Here is a 23796-nt window from a genome sequence, read left to right on the forward strand (position 1 = left end):
TGTCGTCGTCCCTGTCAGGGTCCCGTACACTTCTGGTGGCGACCCGGGTCACCGGGTCGACTTCGCACGCCCCGCCACCCTCCGTGGGTGGCCGCGTATCTCGGTCCTTCGAACCGCCTTTCACCAGGTGTTTCGCAGGCATAACGCGTTGGGGTGTCAGGAGCGGCGGCCGCCCGGCCGACGCTGACAACCGAGTACAACGAGGAGAACGGCCATGGCCGTCGTCACGATGCGGGAGCTGCTGGAGAGCGGCGTCCACTTTGGGCACCAGACCCGCCGCTGGAACCCGAAGATGAAGCGCTTCATTTTCACCGAGCGCAATGGCATCTACATCATTGACCTGCTCCAGTCGCTGTCGTACATCGACCGCGCCTACGAGTTCGTCAAGGAGACCGTCGCGCACGGCGGCTCCGTCATGTTCGTCGGCACCAAGAAGCAGGCCCAGGAGGCCATTGCCGAGCAGGCCACCCGCGTGGGCATGCCCTACGTGAACCAGCGCTGGCTCGGCGGCATGCTGACCAACTTCTCGACGACCGTCTACAAGCGTCTGCAGCGCCTCAAGGAGCTTGAGCAGATCGACTTCGAGGATGTGGCCGCCTCCGGCCTCACCAAGAAGGAGCTCCTTGTCCTCTCCCGCGAGAAGGCCAAGCTGGAGAAGACCCTTGGCGGTATCCGCGAGATGCAGAAGGTGCCCAGCGCCGTCTGGATCGTGGACACCAAGAAGGAGCACATCGCCGTCGGTGAGGCGCGCAAGCTCAACATCCCGGTTGTCGCGATCCTCGACACCAACTGCGACCCGGATGAGGTCGACTACAAGATCCCGGGCAACGATGACGCGATCCGCTCCGTCACCCTGCTCACCCGCGTGATCGCCGACGCCGTCGCCGAGGGCCTGATCGCCCGCTCCGGCGCCGCCGAGGCGAAGGGTGGCGAGAAGGCCGCCGCCGAGCCGCTCCCGGAGTGGGAGCGCGAGCTCCTTGAGGGCGAGGCCCAGAAGGCCGACGCTGCCAAGGCCGAGGCCACTAAGGCTGACGAGGCCGCCAAGGCTGAGGAGGCCCCGGCTGAGGAGCCCAAGGCTGAGGAGCCCAAGGCTGAGGAGCCCAAGGCTGAGGAGCCCAAGGCTGAGGAGCCCAAGGCCGAGGCGCAGCCCGCCGAGGCGGAGAAGCCCGCAGAGCAGGCCTGACGTATCGGACGGTGGGGGCCAGCCGCCCCCACCGCTCCCGGTGGTTATCCGCCAATGCGGACGTCGGAGAAGAGATTCACCGACCGTGACTCCTCCCTCCTCTCAGTGACGAGGGCTTCTCACCCGGCCGCCGTGGCGACCTCATGACGGACAAGCCCTGCCCGGTGCCAACCCTGGGGCAGAGCAGTAGTGCAGAGAAGGAACTTAAGGATGGCGAACTACACCGCCGCTGACGTCAAGAAGCTCCGTGAGCTCACCGGCGCCGGCATGATGGACTGTAAGAAGGCAATCGACGAGGCCGAGGGCAACGTCGACAAGGCCGTTGAGATCCTGCGCGTCAAGGGCCAGAAGGGCGTCGCCAAGCGCGAGTCCCGCACCGCCTCGAACGGTGCCGTCGCGTCGCTCATCGCCGACGACAAGAAGTCCGGCGTGCTGGTTGAGCTCAAGTGCGAAACCGACTTCGTGGCCAAGGGCGACAAGTTCCAGGCCGCCATCGCCACCATCGCCGCGCATATCGCCGCCACCTCCCCGGCCGACATCGGCGCGCTGCTCACCTCCGAGATCGAGGCCGGCAAGACCGTCCAGGCCTTCGTCGACGAGAAGAACGCCGAGCTGGGCGAGAAGATCGTCCTCGACCGTTTCGCGCAGTTCTCCGGCGCCTTCGTCGCCTCCTACCTGCACCGGACCAACCCGGACCTGCCGCCGCAGGTCGGCGTGCTGGTCGAGCTGGACCAGGGGACCGCCTCGGACGAGGAAAAGGCAGCTGTCGCCAAGGACATCGCGCAGCACATCGCCGCGTTCTCGCCGAAGTTCCTCTCCCGTGAGGAGGTCCCGGCCGACACCGTGGAGAGTGAGCGCCGCGTCGCAGAGGCCACCGCGAAGGAGGAGGGCAAGCCGGAGGCCGCTCTGCCCAAGATCGTGGAAGGCCGCGTCAACGGCTTCTTCAAGGAGAACTGCCTCCTGGACCAGCCGTTCGCCAAGGACAACAAGAAGACCGTTCAGAAGGTCCTGGACGAGGCCGGTGTCACGCTGAAGCGCTTCGCCCGCTTCCGCGTCGGCGCCTGACTCGACCCCGACCCCGGTACGCCGTGACATCCACGGCGATTCGGGTCCGGCCCCGTTAGGGTCGGGCATACGGCAGCTGAGACGAGGAGGCCATTGCTACAGGAACCGAGAGGATCCACCGGCAATGGCCTTCTTCGTATGTGCACGAGGAGATCTCCATGAGCAGCATTGACACCGACAAAGACGGCACGCGGCGTCGCTTCCTACTGAAGCTCTCCGGTGAAGCGTTCGCCGGCGGCGGTGGCCTCGGTGTCGACCCCGATGTCGTGCACAAGATCGCCCGGGAGGTCGCCGCGGTCGTACGGGACGGGGCGGAGATCGCCGTCGTCATCGGTGGCGGCAACTTCTTCCGTGGCGCGGAGCTGCAGCAGCGGGGCATGGACCGGGCCCGCTCCGACTACATGGGCATGCTCGGTACGGTGATGAACTGCCTTGCCCTTCAGGACTTCCTGGAGAAAGAGGGCATCGACTCCCGCGTCCAGACCGCCATCACCATGGGCCAGGTCGCGGAGCCGTATATCCCGCTGCGCGCCATCCGGCATCTGGAGAAGGGCCGGGTCGTCATCTTCGGCGCCGGCATGGGCATGCCGTACTTCTCCACCGACACCACCGCCGCCCAGCGCGCTCTGGAGATCCACGCCGAGACCCTGCTGCTGGGCAAGAATGGAGTGGACGGCGTTTACGACTCCGACCCCGCCAGGAACCCCGACGCGGTGAAGTTCGACGCCCTCAGCTACGACGAGGCCATCACCCGGGACCTCAAGGTCGCCGATATGACGGCCATCACCCTGTGCCGTGACAACAAGTTGCCGATCCTTGTCTTCGAGTTGCTCGCCGAGGGCAATATCGCGCGAGCGGTGAAGGGTGAGAAGATCGGCACGCTCGTCAGCATCCAGAGCACGCGCGTCTGACCGCTGCGAGTAAGCAGCGCGTCAGATGGCAACTCCGTGCCGTAGGAAGGGCACGACACGGGGATGGACAACAGCCTGTCGGTCGGACACCGTGCAGGCATCAGGGCAGTACCCGAATTTCCCGCTCATTCATCGAACCAGGAGCACGTGGTGATCGAAGAGACCCTCCTCGAGGCCGAGGAAAAGATGGAGAAGGCGGTCGTCGTCGCCAAGGAGGACTTCGCCGCGATCCGCACCGGCCGTGCGCACCCGGCGATGTTCAACAAGCTTGTGGCGGACTATTACGGGGCGCCGACGCCGATCAATCAGCTGGCTTCATTCTCGGTGCCCGAGCCGCGGATGGCCTTGGTGACCCCGTTCGACAAGAGCGCACTGCGCAATATCGAACAGGCGATCCGTGACTCGGATCTGGGCGTCAACCCGTCGAACGACGGCAACGTCATCCGAGTGGTCTTCCCCGAGCTGACCGAGGACCGGCGCAAGGAGTTCATCAAGGTCGCCAAGAGCAAGGCGGAGGACGCGAAGATCTCGATCCGTAGTGTCCGCCGCAAGGCCAAGGAGGCCATCGACAAGGCGATCAAGGACGGCGAGGTCGGCGAGGACGAGGGCCGCCGCGCCGAGAAAGAGCTCGACGACACCACCGGCAAGCATGTCGCACAGGTGGACGAGCTGCTCAAGCACAAGGAAGCCGAGCTGCTTGAGGTCTGAGGGATCTGAGGGGTCTGAGGTTAAGGCTGCATTTCAGTGAACGACTCACCCTGGGGGGCGACCCCGAGTCCCGGACGCTGGGGTCCTCCCGATCAGGGACCTGCGCCGTTGGCGGGTTCCGGGTACGGCGTCGGCGATCCGGCGCATAGGGCGCATAGGGCGCAAACTGAGCCTATGCCCATCGTGCCCGGTGCCGACGGCGGTGATCAGGAGAACCGCGACGGTCATGACGACGGTCATCGGCTGAACGGCCCGTTCTTCCGGGACGAGCGCCCCGGCCCGCCCGAGCCGCTCGCCCCGCACCCGCCTGCCTCCGGGAAGAAGTCGGCGGGCCGTGATCTGCGCGCAGCCGTGGGGGTCGGTGCCGGTCTGGGCGCCGTCATCCTCGCCTCGCTCTTCCTCCGCAAGGAGATCTTCGTCGGCGTGATAGCGGTCGCCGTCGTGGTGGGCCTGTGGGAGCTGACCACACAGCTCGCCAAGCGCAAGCAGATCCGGGTACCGCTGGTGCCCCTCGCGATCGGCGGCGCGGCGATGGTCATCGCCGGATATGTCCGCGGAGCCGAGGGCGCCTGGGTGGCGATGGCACTCACCACGCTCGCCGTACTGGTCTGGCGGATGACGGAGCCGCCCGAAGACTATCTGCGGGATGTCACCGCGGGGGTCTTCGCCGCCTTCTACGTCCCCTTCCTCGCGACCTTCGTAGCGCTGATGCTCGCCGCGGACGACGGCGCCTGGCGGGTGCTGACCTTTCTGCTGCTGACCGTGGTCAGTGACACCGGTGCGTATGCGGTCGGCTGGAAGTTCGGCAAGCACAAGCTCGCTCCGCGGATCAGCCCCGGCAAGACCCGGGAGGGACTGCTGGGCGCGATCACCTTCTCGATGGCCGCGGGCGCACTGTGCCTGCACTTCCTGATCGACGGGGGCACCTGGTGGCAGGGCCTGCTGCTGGGCCTCGCGGTCGCGGCCAGCGCGACGCTGGGCGACCTCGGCGAGTCCATGATCAAGCGGGACCTCGGCATCAAGGACATGGGCTCACTGCTGCCGGGCCATGGCGGGATCATGGACCGGCTCGACTCGCTGCTGCCGACGGCCCCGGTGGTGTGGCTACTGCTGGTGATCTTCGTCGGCGCGGGTTAGGGCGTGCCGTTACCCTGGAAGGGCTTACCGCGCTGGCGGTGAGCTCTTTTCCTGCCCCGCGGCTGCGGGGATGGTCCCGTGAGGTCTCCGGGTGCTGGCATCGCCTTGCCCTCGGCCCCGCAACAGCGGGGATCACCTGACCTCGTCGCAATGAGGAGTTTCCGCTATGGCACCGCCCGCCCCAGGCGTGCTCACCTTCGCAGCGCCACGCGGAGCCAAGAAGCCACCGCGCCACCTTGCCGATCTCAGCCCCGCCGAGCGCCGGGAGGCGGTCGCCGCGATCGGCGAGAAGCCGTTCCGTGCCAAGCAGCTGTCCCAGCACTACTTCGCCCGGTACGCACATGACCCGGCGCAGTGGACGGACATTCCCGCTGCCGCCCGCGAGAAGCTCGCGGCGGAGCTGCTGCCCGAGCTGATGAGCGTGGTGCGGCATATCTCGTGTGACGACGACACCACCCGCAAGACCCTGTGGCGGCTGCACGACGGGACGCTGGTGGAGTCCGTGCTGATGCGGTATCCGGACCGGGTCACCATGTGTATCTCCTCGCAGGCGGGCTGCGGTATGAACTGCCCCTTCTGTGCCACCGGGCAGGCGGGTCTGGACCGTAATCTGTCCACCGCTGAGATCGTCCACCAGATCGTCGACGGCATGCGCGCCCTGCGCGATGGCGAGGTCCCCGGGGGCCCGGCCAGGCTCTCCAACATCGTCTTCATGGGCATGGGCGAGCCGCTGGCGAACTACAACCGTGTGGTCGGTGCCATCCGCCGCCTCACCGACCCGGAGCCGGACGGTGTCGGCATCTCGCAGCGGGGGGTCACGGTCTCTACGGTCGGCCTCGTTCCGGCGATGCTGCGCTTCGCCGACGAGGGTTTCAAGTGCCGTCTCGCGGTCTCCCTGCACGCCCCCGACGATGAGCTGCGCGACACCCTCGTCCCGGTCAACACCCGCTGGAAGGTCCGCGAGGTGCTGGACGCGGCCTGGGAGTACGCGGCCAAGTCCGGTCGCCGGATCTCCATCGAGTACGCGTTGATCAGGGACATCAATGACCAGGCCTGGCGCGCCGATCTGCTCGGGCGGCTCCTCAAGGGCAAGCGGGTGCACGTCAATCTGATCCCGCTCAATCCGACCCCCGGCTCCAAGTGGACGGCCTCCCGCCCGGAGGACGAGGCCGAGTTCGTACGGGCCCTGGCATCGCACGGAGTGCCGGTCACCGTCCGGGACACCCGGGGCCAGGAGATCGACGGAGCCTGCGGTCAGCTCGCGGCGACCGAGCGCTGAGCCGCGCTGCCGCCGACTGGTATCGTTCGCCCGTACGAACAACCGAACGAATAACCAAACACCGTTGACAGGGGAGCGCGAGCAGCGCTGAGAGTGCGGAACCGCTCGGAGAGCGGAGACAGCCGCAGACCCTCGAACCTGATCCGGTTAGTACCGGCGTAGGGAGTCCAGCACCATATGAACACCAGCTTTCGGCGTGCCGTCGGCATCGCCGTTCTCAGTACGCTCGGCGCCGCAGCGCTTGCCGCCTGCGGTAGCCCGGAGGCCTCCAAGGAGGCGTCGAAGACCGTCACCCTGGTCACCCATGACTCCTTCGAAGTCTCCGAAGAGGTACTGAAGGAGTTCACCAAGGAGACCGGTTACCAGGTCAAGGTGTTGCGTGGCGGCGACGCCGGATCGGCCGTGAACCAGGCGATCCTCAGCAAGGGCAACCCACGCGGCGATGTCTTCTTCGGCGTTGACAACACCATGCTCTCCCGCGCCCTCGACGCGGAGCTGTTCACCCCGTACGAGGCCAAGGGGCTGGCCAAGGTCCCCGAGGAGTTCCAGCTCGACGCGGCCAAGCACCGGGTGACCCCCATCGACACCGGCGATGTCTGCGTCAACTACGACCGGAAGTACTTCGCCGACAAGAAGCTGGACCCGCCGCAGACCCTCGATGACCTGATCAAGCCGGCGTACAAGAACCTCCTGGTCACCGAGAACGCCGCCACCTCCTCGCCCGGCCTGGCCTTCCTGCTGGCCACCGTTGGCCGGTACGGCGAAGATGGCTGGCAGGACTACTGGAAGAAGCTCAAGGCCAATGGCGTCGACATGGTCGACGGCTGGGAGCAGGCCTACGACGACCGCTTCACCGGCTCCGCCGGAGGCAAGAAGAACGGCGACCGGCCGCTCGTTGTCTCCTACGCCACCAGCCCGCCTGCCGAGGTGTTCTACGGCGGCGGCAAGAACCCCGAGCAGGCCCCCACCGGCGTCTCCACGGGCACCTGCTTCCAGCAGATCGAGTTCGCCGGACTGCTCGACGGCGCCAAGAACGACAAGGGCGGCAAGGAACTCCTGGACTTCCTGCTCAGCAAGGCCTTCCAGGAGGACATGCCGCTCAAGATGTTCGTCAACCCGGTCCGGGACGACGCCCAGCTGCCTGAGGTCTTCACCAAGTACGGCGAGCGGATCGCCGACCCGCACAACGTCGCCCCGGAGAGGATCGCGCAGCACCGGGAGCAGTGGGTCAAGCAGTGGTCCTCGCTGGTGAAGTAAGCCCGCCCAAGGAGCCTCAGAAGAGCGTGGCCGGGCGCGCTACCGCGGTGCGGCTGGGCCTGATGGCCGTGCCCATCGCGTTCTTCGCGCTCTTCTTCGGCTATCCGGTGGCCGCCATCGTCTCCCGTGGGCTGCGCGATGGCGGCCAGTGGCAGCTCGCCCGTCTCGGCGAGGTGCTGGCCGCCCCGGAGACCGGACAGGTCATCTGGTTCACCGTCTGGCAGGCGGTGGCATCGACCGTGCTGACCCTGGCCATCGCACTGCCCAGCGCATATGTCTTCGCCCGCTTCGACTTCCCCGGCAAGCACCTGCTGCGCGCCGTGGTCACCGTGCCGTTCGTCCTGCCGACCGTAGTTGTCGGCTCGGCGTTCCTCGGGCTGCTCGGCCGTGGCGGAGTGCTGGACCAGGCGTGGGGCGTCCGGCTGGACACCGGCGTCTGGGCGATCCTGCTCGCCCATGTCTTCTTCAACTACGCCGTGGTCATACGGACCGTGGGGGGCCTGTGGGGCCAGCTCGACCCACGTCAGGAGGAAGCCGCCCGGGTGCTCGGCGCGAGCCGCTTCACCGCTTGGCGGCGGGTGACACTGCCCGCCCTGGCACCAGCGGTGGCCGCGGCCGCACTGATGGTCTTCCTCTTCACCTTCACCTCCTTCGGCATCATCCAGATCCTGGGCGGTGCCCGCTACGCCACGCTGGAGGTGGAGATCTACCGGCAGACCGCCCAGTTCCTCGATCTGCCGACCGCCGCGGTGCTCACCCTGTTGCAGTTCGCCGCGGTCGGCTGTCTGCTGGGGGTGCACGCCTGGACCGTACGCAGACGGGAAGCCGCCCTGCGGCTCGTCGACGCCGCCCACACCTCCCGCCGCCCCCGGGGCGCCGGACAGTGGGCGCTGCTGTGGTCCCAACTGGCCGTGATGGCGCTGCTGATACTGCTGCCGCTCGCCGGGCTGGCCGAGCGCTCACTCGCCGGGCCCGACGGCTACGGCTTCGCCTTCTACCGTGCGCTCCAGGCTCCGCCCGGCGCCGGCAGCACCTTCGTGGTCGCCCCGGTGGCGGCGATCGGCAACTCCCTGGCGTACGCCGCCGTCGCCACCCTGATCGCCCTGGTCGTCGGCGGACTGGCGGCCGCCGCCCTCACGCGACGGACAGGCCGCTTTGTGCGGGGCTTCGACGCCCTGCTGATGCTGCCGCTGGGCACCTCCGCGGTGACGGTCGGCTTCGGCTTCCTCATCGCGCTCGACGAACCACCCCTCGATCTGCGCTCCTCCTGGATTCTGGTGCCGCTCGCCCAGGCGCTGGTCGGGGTGCCCTTTGTCATACGCACCATGCTGCCGGTGCTGCGTGCCGTGGACGACCGGCTGCGGGAGGCCGCCGCCGTGCTCGGCGCCTCGCCGCTGCGCGCCTGGCGTGAGGTGGACCTGCCGCTGGTGCGCCGGGCGCTGCTGATCGCGGCGGGCTTCGCCTTCGCCGTATCGCTGGGCGAGTTCGGCGCCACCGTCTTTATCGCCCGCCCTGATGCCCCGACCCTGCCGGTCGCCGTGGAGCGCTTCCTCGGCCGGGCCGGGGAACTCAACTACGGGCAGGCGATGGCCTTGAGCACGATCCTCATGCTGGTGTGCGCGGTAACCCTGCTGGCGCTGGAGCGTGTCCGCACCAACCGCTCGGGAGAGTTCTAGATGGCTTCCCTTCAACTGGACTCCGTCACCGTCTGCTTCGGCGAGCGGGCCGTGCTCGACTCCGTGGAGCTGACGGTCGAGGAGCGGGAGATCGTCTGTGTGCTGGGGCCCAGCGGCAGCGGCAAGTCCACTCTGCTGCGGGTGGTCGCCGGGCTGCAGCACACCGACGCCGGGCGGGTGCTGCTCGCGGGCCGCGATCAGACCGGGGTGCCCGCACACCGTCGCGGGCTGGGACTGATGTTCCAGGACCACCAGCTTTTCCCGCAGCGCGATGTCGCGGGCAATGTCGCCTTCGGGCTGCGGATGCGGGGCGTGGACCGGGTACAGCGGGAGCAGCGGGTCGCCGGGCTGCTCGACCTCGTCGGGCTGCCCGGCGCCCAACGCCGCGCCATCACCTCCCTCTCGGGCGGGGAGCAGCAGCGCGTCGCGCTGGCCCGGGCGCTCGCCCCGGAGCCTCGGCTGCTGATGCTCGACGAGCCTCTCGGCCAGCTCGACCGCAGCCTGCGTGAGCGGCTCGTCCTTGAACTGCGCCAGCTTTTCTCCGAGTTGGGCACTACGGTGCTGGCCGTCACCCACGATCAGGGCGAGGCCTTCGCTCTCGCCGACCGGGTGGTCGTCATGCGCGATGGCCGGATCGCCCAGACCGGTACTCCGCTGGAGGTGTGGCAGCGCCCCGCCTCGGAATTTGTGGCCCGTTTCCTCGGCTTCGACAATGTCGCCCCGGCGACGGTCCGGGGTGAGACAGCCGAGACCCCCTGGGGCAAGGTGCCGCTCCCGCTGGGCCTTCCCGAGGGCCCCTGTGCGCTGCTGGTCCGTCCGGCCGGAGTCCAGCTGACGGCCCCCTCCGATGGGCTGCGCTGCACGGTGCGGGCGCGTACCTTCCGTGGTGACCATGTGACCCTGCTGCTTCAGCCCGAGCAGGGCCCTCAACTGGAGGCGGCCTGCCCGCTCCACCACGCCCCGGACCCGGGCGAGGCGGTCGGCGTGGCCTTCGACCCGTCAGAGGTCGTCCGTCTCGCCCCCGAGACATAACCGCCCCGCCCCGGCACGGCTTCAGGTGGTCAGGGGAAGGGCCGCCAGCTTGGCGATGAGCCAGGTCAGGGGCGCCAGGGCGGTCACCACGGCGACCAGCCGCAGCGCGGCGGCGCCGCGCAGCAGCGACTTGGGCGCACCCATCCGCAGCAGCGCTGCCCTGGCTGATTCCCGGGCCGTACGGGACTCCGCCGCCGCGGTCAGCACGCTGGCGATGGCACACGTCAGCACCACGGCGGCGCCGAGCGCGGTGAGGGGGCCGAAGAGGCGGGCGTCGCCGTAGAGATGGAAGGCGGCGATGCCCCCGGAGACCACCGCGCAGAGGACGCCGAGTGGATGGCCAACGCGCTGCGCGTCCTCCTGGAGGAGCCGCCCGGCGAGCAGCCGCATCGCACCGGGCCGTCCGGCGGCGAGGAGCCGCCCGACCAGATGGGTGAGCCCGGGCCCGGCCAGCACCAGGCCGAGGGCGGTCAGCAGCCAGCCGTTCATGATCCCCAGGGCCAGGCCGCCCCCGGAGCCGGGCAGCGGCACCAGTTCCCCGTCACCGCGGCTGGCATACGTCTCGATGGCGAGCCCGGCGGCGGTGAGCGCGGCGCCCCAGGGGAGCCCGGTGGGGGTGGGCGCGGCCGGTGTCTCGGCGGCGAGGGAGGGGGCGGCGTGCTTCCGGGACCGTAGGGCGAGGGCGCTCGCACCCGCCGCCACCCCCGGCAGCAGCATCAGCAGGGTCAGCGCGGCCGGCACCGGCAGCGGCTGGCCGGCGGCGAGCAGTCCGGCCGCCGAGCCGTCGAACGGCATCCCGGAGACATCGCCGCGCAGATGGAGGAAGGTCAGCAGGGCGAGCGCGCTGCCCAGCAGGCAGGTGATGGCGGTGGAGATGGCGGCCAGCACCGGCAGCCCGGCGGGCCCGATCCCGGCGGCGTCCAGCCCGGGCCGTTGGCGGGTGCCCGGCTCCATACGGGCGACGGAGACGGCCAGTTGCACGGTGGCGACGAGCGGGATGAGGCACCACAGCAGCCGGGGGACGGCGGCGTTGGAGTCGCCGGGGTGTTCCATCGCGTACCCGAGGGCGCTGAGCAGGAGGAAGCCGACACCGCCCGCCGCTACGGCGACCAGCAGCCGCCGCAGCAGTACGAGGGGGTGCGAGCCACGGATCAGACGGAGAGCGAGCACGTTGCTCTGTCCTCGGGGTCGGACTGCGGCGCCGCGTGGGCGGAGGCGCGGCGGCCGTCGGCCATGGTGATGGTGCGGTCGGCGAGCGTCACGGCCTGGGAGTCATGGGTGGCGATGACGACCGTGATGCGGTGTGAGCGGGCCGCGGTGGTCAGGGTGCGCAGCGCCTGGACGCTGTCGTTCTGGTGCAGCGGCGCGGTTGGCTCATCGGCGAAGACCACCTGGGGTTCATGCACCAGCGCACGGGCGATGGCGATCCGTTGCCGCTGTGACTGCAGCAGCGTGCCCGGTTTCCTGCGGGCGCAGTCACCGACATCCAGCCGGTCCAGCCACTCCCGCGCGGTGCGCTGGGCGGCGCGGTGCCCGACACCGCTGAGCAGCAGTGGCAAGGCGGCGTTCTCCCAGGCGGTCAGCTCGGGGACCAGTTCGGGGACGCTGCCGATCCAGCCGAAGCGGTCCCGGCGCAGCCGCTCACGGGGGCTGGTGGCGAGGGTGTGTACCGGCATGCTGTTGAACCACACCTCGCCGCGCTGCGGCAGCAGCCGTCCGGACAGACAGCTCAGCAGGGTGGTTTTGCCGCAGCCACGCGGCCCGTTGACGGAGAGGATCTCGCCCTCGCGGACGCCCAGCGAGATACCTAGCAGTGCGGGCGACCCGTTGTGCGCGTAATGCAGTCCCCGCGCCCAGAGCACATCGTTATCGGGTGGAGCCACCTTGGCCGACACCTCCGCTCACCTCCCCATACGCCTCCCCCTGGCGGGATGGTTGGAATGCAGAAATTCCAGGGGGCTCGGTCACTGCACGGTACGGACCATGGCGGTGGGAGTCGGGACTTCGGGCAAAGGCGCGGCGCAGGTTACTCCGTACGAGTGACATCGCTCCCCGGGAGGGGGACCGCATCGCGGTAGCGTTTGCGGCCACCGCGATACGGTCCCTGCGCACCGCTGGGGAAGGCTCAGAGCTTCGTCCAGGCCTCCGCCAGGACGGCGCGCAGGATCTGCTCGATCTCGTCGAAGGTGGACTGGTCGGAGATCAGCGGCGGCGCCAGCTGGACGACCGGGTCGCCACGGTCGTCGGCGCGGCAGTAGAGACCGTTCTCGAACAGCGCCTTGGAGAGGAAGCCGTACAGGACGCGCTCTGTCTCCTCGTCGTTGAAGGTCTCCTTGGTGGCCTTGTCCTTGACGAGCTCGATGCCGTAGAAGTAGCCGTTGCCGCGGACGTCACCGACGATCGGCAGGTCGTGCAGCTTCTGCAGGGTCCGCAGGAACGCGCCCTCGTTGTCGAGGACGTGCTGGTTCAGGCCCTCGCTCTCGAGGATGTCGAGGTTGGCGAGGCCCACGGCCGCGGAGACCGGGTGGCCACCGAAGGTGAAGCCGTGCATGAAGGTGTTGTCGCCCTTGTAGAAGGGCTCGGCGAGACGGTCCGAGATGATCGCGGCGCCGATGGGGGAGTAGCCGGAGGTCATGCCCTTGGCGCAGGTGATGATGTCCGGAACGTAGCCGAACTTGTCACAGGCGAACATGGTGCCCAGACGGCCGAAGGCGCAGATGACCTCGTCCGAGACCAGCAGCACGTCGTACTGGTCGCAGATCTCCCGGACCCGCTGGAAGTAACCGGGCGGCGGCGGGAAGCAGCCACCGGCGTTCTGCACCGGCTCCAGGAAGACCGCGGCGACGGTCTCCGGGCCCTCGAAGAGGATCTCCTGCTCGATCTGGTCGGCGGCCCAGCGGCCGAAGGCCTCGGGGTCGTCACCGTGGATCGGGGCGCGGTAGATGTTGGTGTTCGGCACCTTGTGCGCGCCGGGGACCAGCGGCTCGAAGGGCGCCTTGAGCGCGGGCAGACCGGTGATGGACAGGGCGCCCTGCGGGGTGCCGTGGTAGGCGACGGCCCGCGAGATCACCTTGTATTTGGTGTGGTTGCCGGTGAGCTTGTGGTACTGCTTCGCCAGCTTCCAGGCCGTCTCAACGGCCTCGCCGCCGCCGGTGGTGAAGAAGACCTTGTTGAGATCGCCCGGGGCGTACTGGGCCAGCCGCTCCGCGAGCTCGACGGCCTTGGGGTGGGCGTAGGACCAGATGGGAAAGAAGGCGAGGTCCTGCGCCTGCTTATAGGCGGCCTCAGCCAGCTCGGTACGGCCGTGCCCGGCCTGCACGACGAACAGCCCGGCGAGCCCGTCGAGGTAGCGCTTTCCCTTGTCGTCGTAGATGTAGGTGCCCTCACCGCGGACTATGGTCGGCACGGGGGCGTTCTGGTACGACGACATGCGCGTGAAGTGCATCCACAGATGGTCGTACGCGGTTTTGGAGGAGTCCTTGCTCACGGTTATCGAGTTCCCCAGGTGTAGGTCTGCTTGCGCAGCTTGAGGTAGACGAAGCTCTCGGTGGACCGCACGCCGGGCAGCGTCCGGATCCGCCTGTTGATCATTTCGAGAAGATGGGCGTCGTCCTCGCAGACGATCTCCACGATGAGGTCGAAGGACCCCGCCGTGATGACGACGTAGTCCACCTCTTCTATCTCGGCGAGCGCGTCGGCCACCGGCTCGAGATCTCCTTCAACGTTGATACCGACCATCGCCTGCCGCATAAAGCCGACGGTGAGCGGATCGGTGACGGCGACGATCTGCATAGCGCCCTGGTCGAGCAGCTTCTGTACGCGCTGTCGTACGGCCGCTTCGGAGAGGCCTACGGCCTTCCCGATGGCGGCGTACGGGCGGCGCCCGTCCTCCTGGAGCTGTTCAATGATTGCCAGGGAGACGGCGTCGATCGATGAGGTGCCGTTCACGCTTTTAAGGTCACGAGCCTTGGAGTCACGAGCCACGTTCCTCACTGTGCATGAGGACTGCTCCGTCGCGCAACCCTTCTGCAATGTAATTCGTTGTTGATGGGGTCACAAAGAACTGATTTCGTTGTTGCAGAGTGTCGGCCCTGTTGAAAACGTGCGTCGGGCGGTTAGGGTGGATGTCTCACCCAATGGACAACGGAGCAGGAGGGGTGCGAAGTGACCACCGAGCTGCGTCGGCTGCGCAACTACATCGACGGCGAGTTCCGGGACGCCGCGGACGGGCGGACCACCGAGGTGGTGGACCCGGCGACCGGCGAGACGTACGCGACGGCGGCGCTCTCCGGTGCCGCGGACGTCGACGCCGCCATGGCCGCCGCCGAGGCGGCCTTCCCGGCCTGGCGTGACGCCACCCCGGGCGCTCGTCAGCTGGCCCTGCTCAAGATCGCCGACGCCCTGGAGGCGCGGTCGGATGAGCTGCTGGCCGTCGAGTGCAAGGACACCGGCAAGCCGCTGGAGCTGACCCGGCAGGAAGAGCTGCCGATGATGCTCGACCAGATCCGCTTCTTCGCGGGCGCGGCCCGGATGCTGGAGGGCAAGTCCGCGGGCGAGTACATGGACGGTCTGACGTCTTTCGTCCGGCGTGAGCCCATCGGCGTCTGCGCCCAGGTCGCGCCGTGGAACTACCCGATGATGATGGCCGTATGGAAGTTCGCCCCGGCGCTCGCCGCGGGCAACACGGTCGTCCTCAAGCCGTCGGACACCACCCCGGCCTCCGCGGTCTTCATGGCCGAGGTGATCGGGGAGATTCTGCCCAAGGGCGTCTTCAACGTCGTCTGCGGCGACCGGGACACCGGCCGGCTGATGGTCGAGCACAAGACCCCGGCGATGGCCTCCATCACCGGTTCGGTCCGGGCGGGTATGGAGGTCGCCGGCAGCGCCGCCAAGGACGTCAAGCGCGTCCATCTGGAGCTGGGCGGCAAGGCACCGGTCGTGGTCTTCGACGACGCCGATATCGCCACGGCCGTCGAGGGCATCCGCGACGCGGGCTTCTTCAACGCCGGCCAGGACTGCACCGCCGCCACCCGGGTGCTGGTCCAGGAGGGCTTGCACGACGAGTTCGTGGCTGCCCTTGCCAAGGCCGCGGGCGAGGTCAAAACGGGCGACCCGGGCGACGAGGACTGCTTCTACGGCGCGCTGAACAACCCGGTCCACCTGGAGAAGGTGCAGGGCTTCATCGACCGTCTCCCGGCTCACGCCAAGGTCGAGACCGGCGGTGAGCGCGTCGGCGACAAGGGCTACTTCTTCGCCCCGACCGTCGTCTCCGGCCTCAAGCAGGATGATGAGATCATCCAGAACGAGGTCTTCGGCCCCGTCATCACCGTCCAGAAGTTCACGGACGAGGCGCAGGCCGTCGACTGGTCCAACGACATCGAGTACGCGCTGTCCTCCTCGGTGTGGACCAAGGACCATGGCCGCGCGATGCGGATGTCCAAGAAGCTCGACTTCGGCTGTGTGTGGATCAACACCCACATCCCGCTGGTCGCCGAGATGCCGCACGGCGGCTACAAGAAGTCCGGCTACGGCAAGGACCTGTCCGCGTACGGCTTCGAGGACTACACCCGCATCAAGCACGTGATGACCTCCCTCGGGGCATGATGACGGCCTGACGGCCTGACAGGCGCACGGGGCGGGGAACGACGCACTGTCCTTCCCCGCCCCTTCGTCATGCGCCCTGCCGCTCCGCCGGGACGACCGCGCGGACCGCCTCCCGCAGCACGTCGAGGAGGGCGTCCTCGTCCTGCGCCGTGGTCCGCGGGTTGATCATGCAGATCCGCAGCACCGTGCGGCCGTGCACGGCCGTGGTGTGCAGCCCGATCCGGTTGGACGCCATGGTGTGGTCCGCGATGGCCCGGTTCACCTCGTTCAGCGCCTCGGTACCCCCCTCACCGCCGGGGGAGCCGCCGGTGTAGCGGAAGGTCAGGGTCGCCAGCTGGGGCCCGGTCTCCACGCGCCAGCCCGGTTCCGCGACGATCCGGCCGGCCAGCCGCTCCGCCCGCCGGAACGCACCGTCCACCGCCGCCCGGAAGGAGTCCGCGCCGAATGTCTTCAGCGACATCCACAGCTTGAGCGCGCGGAAGGACCGGGTGAGCTGGATGCCGTGGTCGTAGAAGTTGATCTCGTTCTCGTCCGCGTCCAGGTCGGCGAGATAGTCGGGCACCACCCGGTAGGTGTCGCGCAGCGTGCGCGCGTCCTTGACCAGCAGACCGCCGATCTCGAACGGCTGGAACCACCACTTGTGCGGATCGATGGAGAGCGAGTCCAGCTCCTCGATGCCGCTCAGCGCCCGCCGCCCCTCCGGGATGATCGCGGCGGCGGCCCCGAAGGCGCCGTCACCGTGCAGCCATATCTCCTCCTCGCGGCACACCCGCGCGAGCTCGGGCAGCGGGTCCACGGCCGCGGTGCGCGTGGTGCCGACGTTGGCGACGACACAGAAGGGCCGCCACCCCTCGGCCCGGTCCGCGCGGAGCATCTCCCGCAGCGCGGCCACGTCCATGGTCAGGTCCTCGCGGGTGGGGACCATCCGCAGCTGCTCCGGCTCCATGCCGAGAATGCGGGCGGAGCGGATGAAGCAGGAATGGCTCTGCTCGGTCACGTACAGGGTGCCGCGGGCCAGCCCGCGGTCGCCGAGCCGGTTGTACCGGGCGGTCGCCAGCGCGGTCAGATTCGCCATGCTGCCCCCGGTGGTGAACAGGCCGCCGCCCTCCGGGAGCCCGCACATCTCGCGCAGCCAGCGCAGCGCCGCGAGCTCCACGGCCGCCGGGCCGGAGCCCTCGGCCCAGTTCCCGGCGAAGACATTGAAGCCGGAGGCCAGCGTGTCGGCGACCACGGCGACGAAGTTGCTCGCGCTGGGCACGGTCGCGAAGTACCGGGGGTGATCCTGGGCCACGATCTGCGAGAGCACCCGCTCCCGCACCACGTCCAGCACCTTGTGCGGATCGTCGCCCTGTGCGGGCAGCGGCTCGTGCAGGATGTCGCCGAGCTCGGTGGCTGTGCTGGTAGCGCCGATAGGCCGGTCGGGCAGCGAGATGTAGTGGTCGACGACCGCCCGGACGGCGTCGTCCCCCAGGGCTGTCATCTGCACCGGGTCGAGGGTGAGGCGCGGATTCGTATCCATCATGGTCCTTGGCGTCGGAAGCGTCGGAAGCGTCGGAAGCGCCGGGAGGGTTCCGGTGCTGCGGTCATGCGGTGGGTGTGGCCGGTGTGGGCATGGTGGGTGCTGCGGGTCCGGTGGGTCCGGCGGCCCCGGCCAGGAGGTAGTCCCGGCAGTCGGTGCCGATGACCTCGCCGGTGAAGCGGGGGGTGCGGCCGTAGACCACCCAGGTGGTGGTGACTTCGCCGATCATGGCGCCGAGCCGCAGCCTGCCGTCCGACAGCTCCAGATACTCGGTGGTGGTGACGCCCGCGTCGTAGTGGCCTTCCAGGAGCTTGCGACCGACGACAGGCTTGGAGACCTCCTCCACCACCGTTTCCCAGGCTCCGGCATCCACATAGCCGGCGGTGGCCGGTACCAGGCCCAGGGAGCGGTGCTCGGTCACGTCGCTGCGCAGCAGCAGCGCGATTGGCTTCGTGGGGTAGATGAAGGTGTCCACGACCGGGGCCTCCTGCCAGGCCCGCTCCGTCGCCAGGTGCACATTCAGATGGGCGCTGCACTGGACGACGTAGTCCGCGCGGTCCGCCCGCAGTTCATCGATGGCCGCGACCAGATCGGAACACAGTGAGATCCGCGCCGATTCCGTCAGCCGGTGGAACCTCAGATACGCCCGTACGGCGTTCTCGTGGCAACTGCCCTCCGGGCCCAGGGTGAGAAAGCGCAAGGGCCGCTCGGGACGCTCGGGCGTGCTCGTCATCGGGGCGTGCCTCCTGGTCCGTCTGGTCCGTCTGGTCCGTCTGGCCGGTCGATGATGTCCGTCTCCCGTCGGCAGGCCTCGGCGATCAGCAGCCGGGCGAGCTCGCGGCCGAACTCCCCGGACAGCTCCCGCTCGGTGGCGTGCTCCGCGTAGGCGGCCGTGACCTGGTCGATACGGCTCGGCTGCATCATCGGCACCCCGGACCGTCGCTTCACCTCACCGATCTCGTCGCAAATGCACAGCCGTTGGGCGATCACGTCCATCACCTGCCGGTCCGTCGCGTCCAGCCGCGCGCGCAGCCGGTTCAGTTCTGCCTCGGCGCTGTCGTCCGCGACCGTCGGCTGTGCTCCGTGTGCGGGTGTCATACGGCCATCCCCTCCGCCAAGAGATACGTGCTTTCCTCCAGGGAGCGCGGCACATAGCCGCCCTCCTGGACGAGGACCACAGGGGCCCGCAGGTCCGTCAGCGCCTGACCGATGCCGCGCCAGACCTGGGGCCGAAGACTCCAGGAGCCGTGCGGGTCATCGGCGAGGATGTCGAAGCCCGCCGAGACCACCACGGCGTCCGGCGCCGTGCCCCGTACCAGGTCCATGAGCTGGGCCAGCAGCTCCAGATAGCGCCCTTCGTCCACCGGGCTCGGCAGGCCGATCAGCCCCTCGCGACGGGGGAAGGCGTACGGGAAGTCCTCGCCCCGGTCGGAGTGGATCGAGTAGTAGTCCGTGTCCGTGCGGGCGTCGGCGCAGGCGAGGGTGCCATTGCCCAGGTGATAGTCGAGGTCGACCACGGCCACCCGGCCGGCCCCGCCCCGGGCGAGCACCTCCACCGCGACCATCGCGTTGTTGACGAAGCAGTAGCCGCCGTGCCAGTTGGGTCCGGCATGGTGGCCGGGGGGTCGGCAGGGCGCGTAGACAGCGGACCGGGTGTGCACGGCGTGCTGTGCCGCTGCGGCGGCCAGGGCCGCTCCCGCGCGGGCCGCCCGCCACGCACCGGCCGGCAGTGGGGTGTCTTGGGCCAGCCCCGGCGCCGCGAACCCGGCCACGGTCTCCCCGGCGTCCCGCGCGTCGGCGTCCGCGAGGTGGTCCAGCAGCGCGGTGCCGTGCACCGCGGACAGCAGCGTCCGCAGCTCGTCGTCGCTGGGCCCGTCGGCCCGCACCGCTCCCGCCCCTGCCCGCTGGAGCCCGGCGACGGCCGACTTGCTGCGCTCCGGCGTTTCCCACGACGGGTGGCCGGTACCGGTCCGGTCCAGGGTCCAGGGCACCGTGAAGCCCCCGTCGGCTGTGCCGGAGCACTCGATGTACTCCAGCATCAGTCGACCTCCAAAGTCATCCGTGGGCCGAGCTCCCGGAATCCCTGGCCGAGGTAGAAGCGCTGGGTCCGGGCGGAACCGGGGAAGGCCGGGCGGGGCAGGCCCACTTCGAGACGGGTCAGCCCCTCTTTGCGGGCCCGCTCGCGCAGGCCTTCGATCAGCAGGGATCCCACCCGCTGGGAACGGGACCGTGGGTCGGCCCACAGCTCCTCGATGGCGATGTAGTCGCCGCCCGTCCGCAGGGCGGTGATCCGGGACCAGCTCAGCAGGCCGACGATGCCCGGCTGATGCGGCACGGTCGCGACGAGCACCCCGCCGCCCGGATAGCCCGGGGTGAGGATCTTGTCCAGGGCGGTGCCCATCCCGGGCACCTGCCGGTCCTGGTCACCGGTCAGTTCGCGCAGCAGTTCATGGACCGCCTCCAGGATGTGCGGGCGGTCGGCGGGCTGGGCGTCACGGATGTCGACGTGCGTGGTCATGCGGTGCGCTCCTTGTCTTCTCGCTCGGGTGCGTCCTCGCCTCGGCTGTGCAACCGCCCGGGATCCGCGTCGAGGCACTTCAGAAGGGCGGATGCCTTGAGCACGGTCTCCCGGTATTCCTCGTCCGGGTCGGACATGGCCGTAATGGCCCCGCCGGTGCCCAGCCGGGTCGCGTCGGGATCGCAGATCAGCGTGCGGATCACGATGTTGAGGTCCGCGGTGCCGTTGAAGCCGAGAAAGCCGAGACAGCCCGAGTAGACGCCGCGCGGCACGGGCTCCAGCTCGTCGAGCAGCTCGACGGTCCGTTTCTTCGGAGCTCCGGTCATCGAGCCTCCGGGGAAGAGGGCCCGCACGCAGTCGACCGTGTCCCGACCCTCCTGGAGCCGCCCGCGCACGGTGCTGACCAGCTGGTGGACGGTGGCGTAGGACTCGACCCCCATCAGGGCGGTGACCTCGACCGTGCCGGGACGGCACACCCGGCCCAGATCGTTGCGGAGCAGATCCACGATCATGAGGTTCTCGCTGCGGGTCTTCTCGTCCGCGCGCAGCCGATGGGCGATGTGACGGTCCCGTTCCGGATCGGGGTGGCGCGCCGCGGTGCCCTTGATCGGCTTGGTCTCCGCCCAGCCGTCGGCGCCGACGCTGAGGAAGCGCTCCGGAGACGCGCTGAGCACGCTGCGTCGGCCGCTGCGGAAGTACGCCGCGTAGGGTGCCGGGTTGGTCTGCCTCAGCCGCAGATACGCCGCCGCCGGGTCGACCGGCCCGCGGAGCTCGATGCCGTAGGTGTAGCACGCTTCGTAGCTGTCGCCGGCGGAGAGCCAGCCGTGTACCTCGGCCAGATGCCGCCGGTAGTCCTCGCGGCTCACCGACGAGGTCACCGATTCCGGGGCACCGGCCACCGGCTGCCCGGCGTCCGCCTCGTCCCGCGCGTCGGACAGCTCGGCAAGCTGTGCCTCGTACCCGTCGAACCACTCCTGCGCCTCGGCGGCCGGACCGCCCACATGCACCAGCCATGCCGCACCCGTGACATGGTCGGCTGCCAAGAACCGTCGTACGGTGAGGAATTCGGCGTCCGGGCCGTGTGGGTCAGGTCGTAGTCGGCCCAGTCCGGTGGCGGACTTCACCCCGTACCCCAGATAGCCCACGAGTCCGCCGAGGAAGGGCAGCGGGAACTGGTCCGGGTCCACCCGGTGCGCATCGAGACGCTTGCGCAGCGCCTCGAACAGATCGCCGTGCTGGCGTGTGACGCGGTCCCCGGACACCTCCTCCAGCTCCTCGGTACCGGCGTGGTAGCGCAGGACCGGATCACGGAGGGTGTCGACCGAGCCGAGATAGCTATACCGGCCCATGCCGTAGGCGGCGCGGGCGCTGTCCAGCCAGAACGCGTGCGTGTCCTGGGCGTGCAGCGCGCTGAAGACCCGGTCCAGGGGTATCTCCAGCCGCAGCTGCCGCGCGTGCACCGGGGTGGCGCCGCTGTCGTCGGAGGCCGTCCGCTCCGCGTGCCGCCACGCGGAGGGCCGCTTCTCGGAAGCGTTACGGCCCTGCAGGGCAAGGAAGTTGGCAATGAGGCGGCGCCCGTGCTCCGTCTCGATCGACTCGGGGTGGAACTGCAGTCCGTGCACGGGGCGGTCACGGTGCCTCAGCCCCATCACCACACCGTCCTTCGCCCGGGCCGTCACCACCAGCTCGTCCGGCAGTGGCTCACGCACCGCCAGCGAGTGGTAGCGCACGCACTGGAACCCCTGAGGGATCCCGTCGAACAGACCGGTTCCGTCGTGCTCTACACCGCTGAGCCGTCCGTGCATGGGCTCCGGGGCCCGGTCGACACGTCCGCCGTGAGCGGCGACGAGTGCCTGATGGCCCAGGCAGACCCCGAGCACGGGGCCGTCGAAGCGGCTGATCAGCTCCAGCACCTGGCCGATGTCGTCGGGGTTCTCGGGGGTACCGGGGCCGGGGGAGATGACCAGGTGGGTGAAGTCCTCGGCCAGGACCTCATCCGGTGTGAAGCCATCGTTGGTGAGGGTGACGGGCGCTGTGCCCGACACCTGCCAGATGAGCTGGTAGAGATTCCAGGTGTAGGAGTCGTAGTTGTCCACGAGCAGGACGCGCGGTCCCGCGGTGGGCTGGTTCACAGGCTCTCCTTCACGACCAGGTCGCGGTAGTCCGCGACCATCTGCCGGGTGATGTCGCCGATCCGGTGGACATCGGAGTCGATCCGCGTGACGGGAACGATCTCCAGGGCGGTACCGCTGAGAAAGACTTCGTCGGCGTGGCTCAACTCCGCCGGGGCGATGTGCCGTTCCCACACCTCGATGCCCCGCTGGGCGGCCAGTTCCAGGACCGTGGCCCGGGTGATGCCGGCCAGCGCCGGATACGGCGGCGGCGTCACCAGGGTGCCGTCCAGGACGGCGAAGAGGTTGGAACCCGTCGACTCGCACACCCGGCCCTCGGAGTCCAGCAACAGGGCGTCGTCGTATCCGGCCGCGACGGCCTCCGCGTGGGCGAGGGAGCCGATGAGGTAGCTCGCCGAGCACTTGGCCGACACGGGCAGGCAGTTGGCCGGGGGCCGGGCCCAGCGGGAGGTGGCGAGGGCCATCCCCGCGGGCTCGTCGTGCGCCAGCCGGGACGGGAAGGGGCGGGCCATGACGGCGACATGCGTGGGGGCCGCCTCGGTGGTGGACAGCCGCAGCTCCAGGTCACCGCGCCAGGCGAGGGGCCGGATATAGCCGTCGAGCATGCCGTTGGCGTCGATCACCGCTTCGACCGCCGCGTCCAGCTGCTCGGCGCTCCAGGACATCCGCAGCCCGACGTGGGCCGCCGAGCGCAGCAGCCGTTCGCTGTGGGCGCGCAGCCGGAAGGCCCTTCCCGCGTAGACCCGAATGCCCTCCAGGACCGCCACCGCGTAGTGCAGTCCGCCCGCTCCCGGTGCGATCGGCGCCTGAGCCGCGGTGACCAGCCCCCCGTCCCGCCAGACCCACGGGTGCATCACGGGAGCCGAACGCCCCGCCGCTGCCGCTGACTTTTCGCTCACGTGTCTCCACCCCGTCAACGTTGGTGTGCGTGGGCATGATCATCATCAATGGATGAGGCGAGTGTCAACTGTTCCAGTTGAATAATCATGATCGATTGATTGAAAACAGTAGTAGTCACGGTTGAAACAACGGATTCCGTTGCTTTCTCCGTCTGGCTCTCCCGTAGGGTTCCGGCACCGGCACCGGGCGTCGGCTGCGCGGACAGCGGGACGGCACGGAGGCGGCGGCACCCGGAGTGAGCAAGGTGGCGTGAACGTTCAGAATGTGACGGCCCGTAAGTGCGGCGACGAGGTTCTCGACCGGCTGGAGGAACTCTGGCCGGCCCTGCGCACCCGCCATCAGCCGGTCGAGCCCGACTGGTCCTACTTCCGAGAGGACAGATCCTGGACCGTGCGGCGTCGCGCCTATGAGCAGTGGATCCTCGACGAGGGCTCCTTCGTCCTCCTCGCCGAGCGCGGCGGCCACGCCATCGGCTACGCCTTCGTTCACATCCAGCCGGGCCGGACGACATCTGGGTGACCGGCGGCCGGATCGCGGAGGTCCAGACGCTGTGCGTCGCGCCGGCCGAGCGGAACGGCGGCGTCGGCACGCTGCTGCTCGACACGGTCGACGCGGAGCTGGCGACGATGGGCATCAACGACCTGATCATCGCCACGGTGGCCGCCAACACTGCCGCCCAGCGCCTCTACGAGCGGCGCGGCCTGCGGCCCATCATGGTGCAGCTGGCCCGCTTCGGGGCCTCCCCGCCGGGGATGTCCTGAGGCAGAGCCGAGTAGCAGGGGCGGGCGGATACCGTCGGGTTACGGCCTGGCCGGCGCCAGGTCGAGACCCAGGCCGAGGGTGACCAGGGCGCCGCCCGTGAGCTGGTCCAGGCG

At 69.2% G+C, this 23796-nt stretch carries 23 protein-coding genes and 1 riboswitch; of the genes, 12 read left to right on the forward strand and 11 right to left on the reverse strand.

All coding sequences use genetic code 11. From position 1 onward, the window contains the following. The first annotated feature begins 214 nt into the window (after positions 1-214). From rpsB to test1122_RS20425, 9 genes are all read left to right on the forward strand, one after another. Positions 215-1183 (forward strand): 30S ribosomal protein S2, encoded by a 969-nt coding sequence (rpsB, locus tag test1122_RS20385; protein WP_232270601.1) that lies wholly within the window; start codon positions 215-217, stop codon positions 1181-1183. 210 nt (positions 1184-1393) lie between these two features. Beyond that, positions 1394-2248: a translation elongation factor Ts gene (tsf, locus tag test1122_RS20390; RefSeq protein WP_232270602.1), complete on the forward strand. Its 855-nt coding sequence runs from the start codon at positions 1394-1396 to the stop codon at positions 2246-2248. Positions 2249-2406: 158 nt separating this feature from the next. Continuing rightward, on the forward strand, positions 2407-3159 hold the full coding sequence (gene pyrH / locus test1122_RS20395; RefSeq protein WP_232270603.1) for a UMP kinase: 753 nt from the start codon (positions 2407-2409) through the stop codon (positions 3157-3159). Positions 3160-3309: 150 nt separating this feature from the next. Further along, the gene (gene frr, locus test1122_RS20400; RefSeq protein WP_232270604.1) at positions 3310-3867 is read left to right on the forward strand and encodes a ribosome recycling factor; all 558 of its coding nucleotides are present in this window, start codon (positions 3310-3312) and stop codon (positions 3865-3867) included. A gap of 36 nt (positions 3868-3903) precedes the next feature. Beyond that, entirely contained in the window at positions 3904-5004 is a 1101-nt protein-coding gene (locus test1122_RS20405; protein WP_232270605.1) for a phosphatidate cytidylyltransferase, read from the forward strand. Between the two features lie 166 nt (positions 5005-5170). Beyond that, positions 5171-6283 (forward strand): dual-specificity RNA methyltransferase RlmN, encoded by a 1113-nt coding sequence (gene rlmN / locus test1122_RS20410; protein ID WP_232270606.1) that lies wholly within the window; start codon positions 5171-5173, stop codon positions 6281-6283. A gap of 59 nt (positions 6284-6342) precedes the next feature. Continuing rightward, a riboswitch (TPP riboswitch) is annotated at positions 6343-6465 on the forward strand. Further along, complete coding sequence (locus test1122_RS20415; RefSeq protein ID WP_232270607.1) at positions 6461-7540, forward strand: thiamine ABC transporter substrate-binding protein; 1080 nt, start codon at positions 6461-6463, stop codon at positions 7538-7540. (Overlaps the previous riboswitch by 5 nt.) 62 nt (positions 7541-7602) lie before the next feature. Further along, positions 7603-9216: an ABC transporter permease gene (locus test1122_RS20420; protein WP_232272011.1), complete on the forward strand. Its 1614-nt coding sequence runs from the start codon at positions 7603-7605 to the stop codon at positions 9214-9216. Next, on the forward strand, positions 9217-10248 hold the full coding sequence (locus test1122_RS20425) for an ABC transporter ATP-binding protein (RefSeq protein WP_232270608.1): 1032 nt from the start codon (positions 9217-9219) through the stop codon (positions 10246-10248). It begins immediately after the preceding gene. A gap of 21 nt (positions 10249-10269) precedes the next feature. On the opposite strand, the gene test1122_RS20430 is transcribed toward test1122_RS20425, so the two are convergent. The 4 genes from test1122_RS20430 to test1122_RS20445 form a co-directional block, all read right to left on the reverse strand. Next, positions 10270-11418: a hypothetical protein gene (locus test1122_RS20430; protein ID WP_232270609.1), complete on the reverse strand. Its 1149-nt coding sequence runs from the start codon at positions 11416-11418 to the stop codon at positions 10270-10272. Next, entirely contained in the window at positions 11400-12131 is a 732-nt protein-coding gene (locus test1122_RS20435) for an ABC transporter ATP-binding protein (RefSeq protein WP_232270610.1), read from the reverse strand. Before test1122_RS20435 ends, test1122_RS20430 begins: the two co-directional genes overlap by 19 nt. A 242-nt stretch (positions 12132-12373) precedes the next feature. Continuing rightward, positions 12374-13753 (reverse strand): aspartate aminotransferase family protein, encoded by a 1380-nt coding sequence (locus tag test1122_RS20440; protein WP_232272012.1) that lies wholly within the window; start codon positions 13751-13753, stop codon positions 12374-12376. Then, positions 13738-14232 (reverse strand): Lrp/AsnC family transcriptional regulator, encoded by a 495-nt coding sequence (locus tag test1122_RS20445; RefSeq protein ID WP_232270611.1) that lies wholly within the window; start codon positions 14230-14232, stop codon positions 13738-13740. The genes test1122_RS20440 and test1122_RS20445 overlap by 16 nt, the downstream gene beginning before the upstream one ends. A gap of 180 nt (positions 14233-14412) precedes the next feature. On the opposite strand from test1122_RS20445, the gene test1122_RS20450 reads away from it, so the two are divergent. Further along, entirely contained in the window at positions 14413-15852 is a 1440-nt protein-coding gene (locus test1122_RS20450; RefSeq protein ID WP_232270612.1) for a gamma-aminobutyraldehyde dehydrogenase, read from the forward strand. A 67-nt stretch (positions 15853-15919) separates the two neighbouring features. Here test1122_RS20450 and test1122_RS20455 read toward each other — a convergent pair whose 3' ends face one another. From test1122_RS20455 to test1122_RS20485, 7 genes are all read right to left on the reverse strand, one after another. Next, positions 15920-17374, reverse strand: a complete 1455-nt coding sequence (locus test1122_RS20455) for a pyridoxal phosphate-dependent decarboxylase family protein (RefSeq protein WP_232270613.1) — start codon at positions 17372-17374, stop codon at positions 15920-15922. 61 nt (positions 17375-17435) lie between these two features. After that, positions 17436-18104, reverse strand: coding sequence for a hypothetical protein (locus test1122_RS20460; protein WP_232270614.1), 669 nt, complete (start codon positions 18102-18104; stop codon positions 17436-17438). Further along, entirely contained in the window at positions 18101-18469 is a 369-nt protein-coding gene (locus tag test1122_RS20465; RefSeq protein ID WP_232270615.1) for a chorismate mutase, read from the reverse strand. Before test1122_RS20465 ends, test1122_RS20460 begins: the two co-directional genes overlap by 4 nt. Next, complete coding sequence (locus test1122_RS20470) at positions 18466-19410, reverse strand: arginase family protein (RefSeq protein WP_232270616.1); 945 nt, start codon at positions 19408-19410, stop codon at positions 18466-18468. The genes test1122_RS20465 and test1122_RS20470 overlap by 4 nt, the downstream gene beginning before the upstream one ends. Beyond that, on the reverse strand, positions 19410-19889 hold the full coding sequence (locus test1122_RS20475; protein WP_232270617.1) for a GNAT family N-acetyltransferase: 480 nt from the start codon (positions 19887-19889) through the stop codon (positions 19410-19412). Before test1122_RS20475 ends, test1122_RS20470 begins: the two co-directional genes overlap by 1 nt. Continuing rightward, positions 19886-22021, reverse strand: a complete 2136-nt coding sequence (gene pabB, locus test1122_RS20480) for an aminodeoxychorismate synthase component I (RefSeq protein ID WP_232270618.1) — start codon at positions 22019-22021, stop codon at positions 19886-19888. The genes test1122_RS20475 and pabB overlap by 4 nt, the downstream gene beginning before the upstream one ends. Then, on the reverse strand, positions 22018-22920 hold the full coding sequence (locus tag test1122_RS20485; protein ID WP_232270619.1) for an aminotransferase class IV: 903 nt from the start codon (positions 22918-22920) through the stop codon (positions 22018-22020). Before test1122_RS20485 ends, pabB begins: the two co-directional genes overlap by 4 nt. A 250-nt stretch (positions 22921-23170) precedes the next feature. On the opposite strand from test1122_RS20485, the gene test1122_RS20490 reads away from it, so the two are divergent. Both test1122_RS20490 and test1122_RS20495 read left to right on the forward strand, forming a co-directional pair. Continuing rightward, positions 23171-23440: a hypothetical protein gene (locus tag test1122_RS20490; protein WP_232270620.1), complete on the forward strand. Its 270-nt coding sequence runs from the start codon at positions 23171-23173 to the stop codon at positions 23438-23440. After that, positions 23437-23682 (forward strand): GNAT family N-acetyltransferase, encoded by a 246-nt coding sequence (locus test1122_RS20495; protein ID WP_232270621.1) that lies wholly within the window; start codon positions 23437-23439, stop codon positions 23680-23682. Before test1122_RS20490 ends, test1122_RS20495 begins: the two co-directional genes overlap by 4 nt. The last annotated feature ends 114 nt before the right edge of the window (positions 23683-23796 follow it).

Origin of the sequence: Streptomyces gobiensis (assembly GCF_021216675.1) — a bacterium.
GTDB classification, from domain to species: domain Bacteria; phylum Actinomycetota; class Actinomycetes; order Streptomycetales; family Streptomycetaceae; genus Streptomyces; species Streptomyces gobiensis.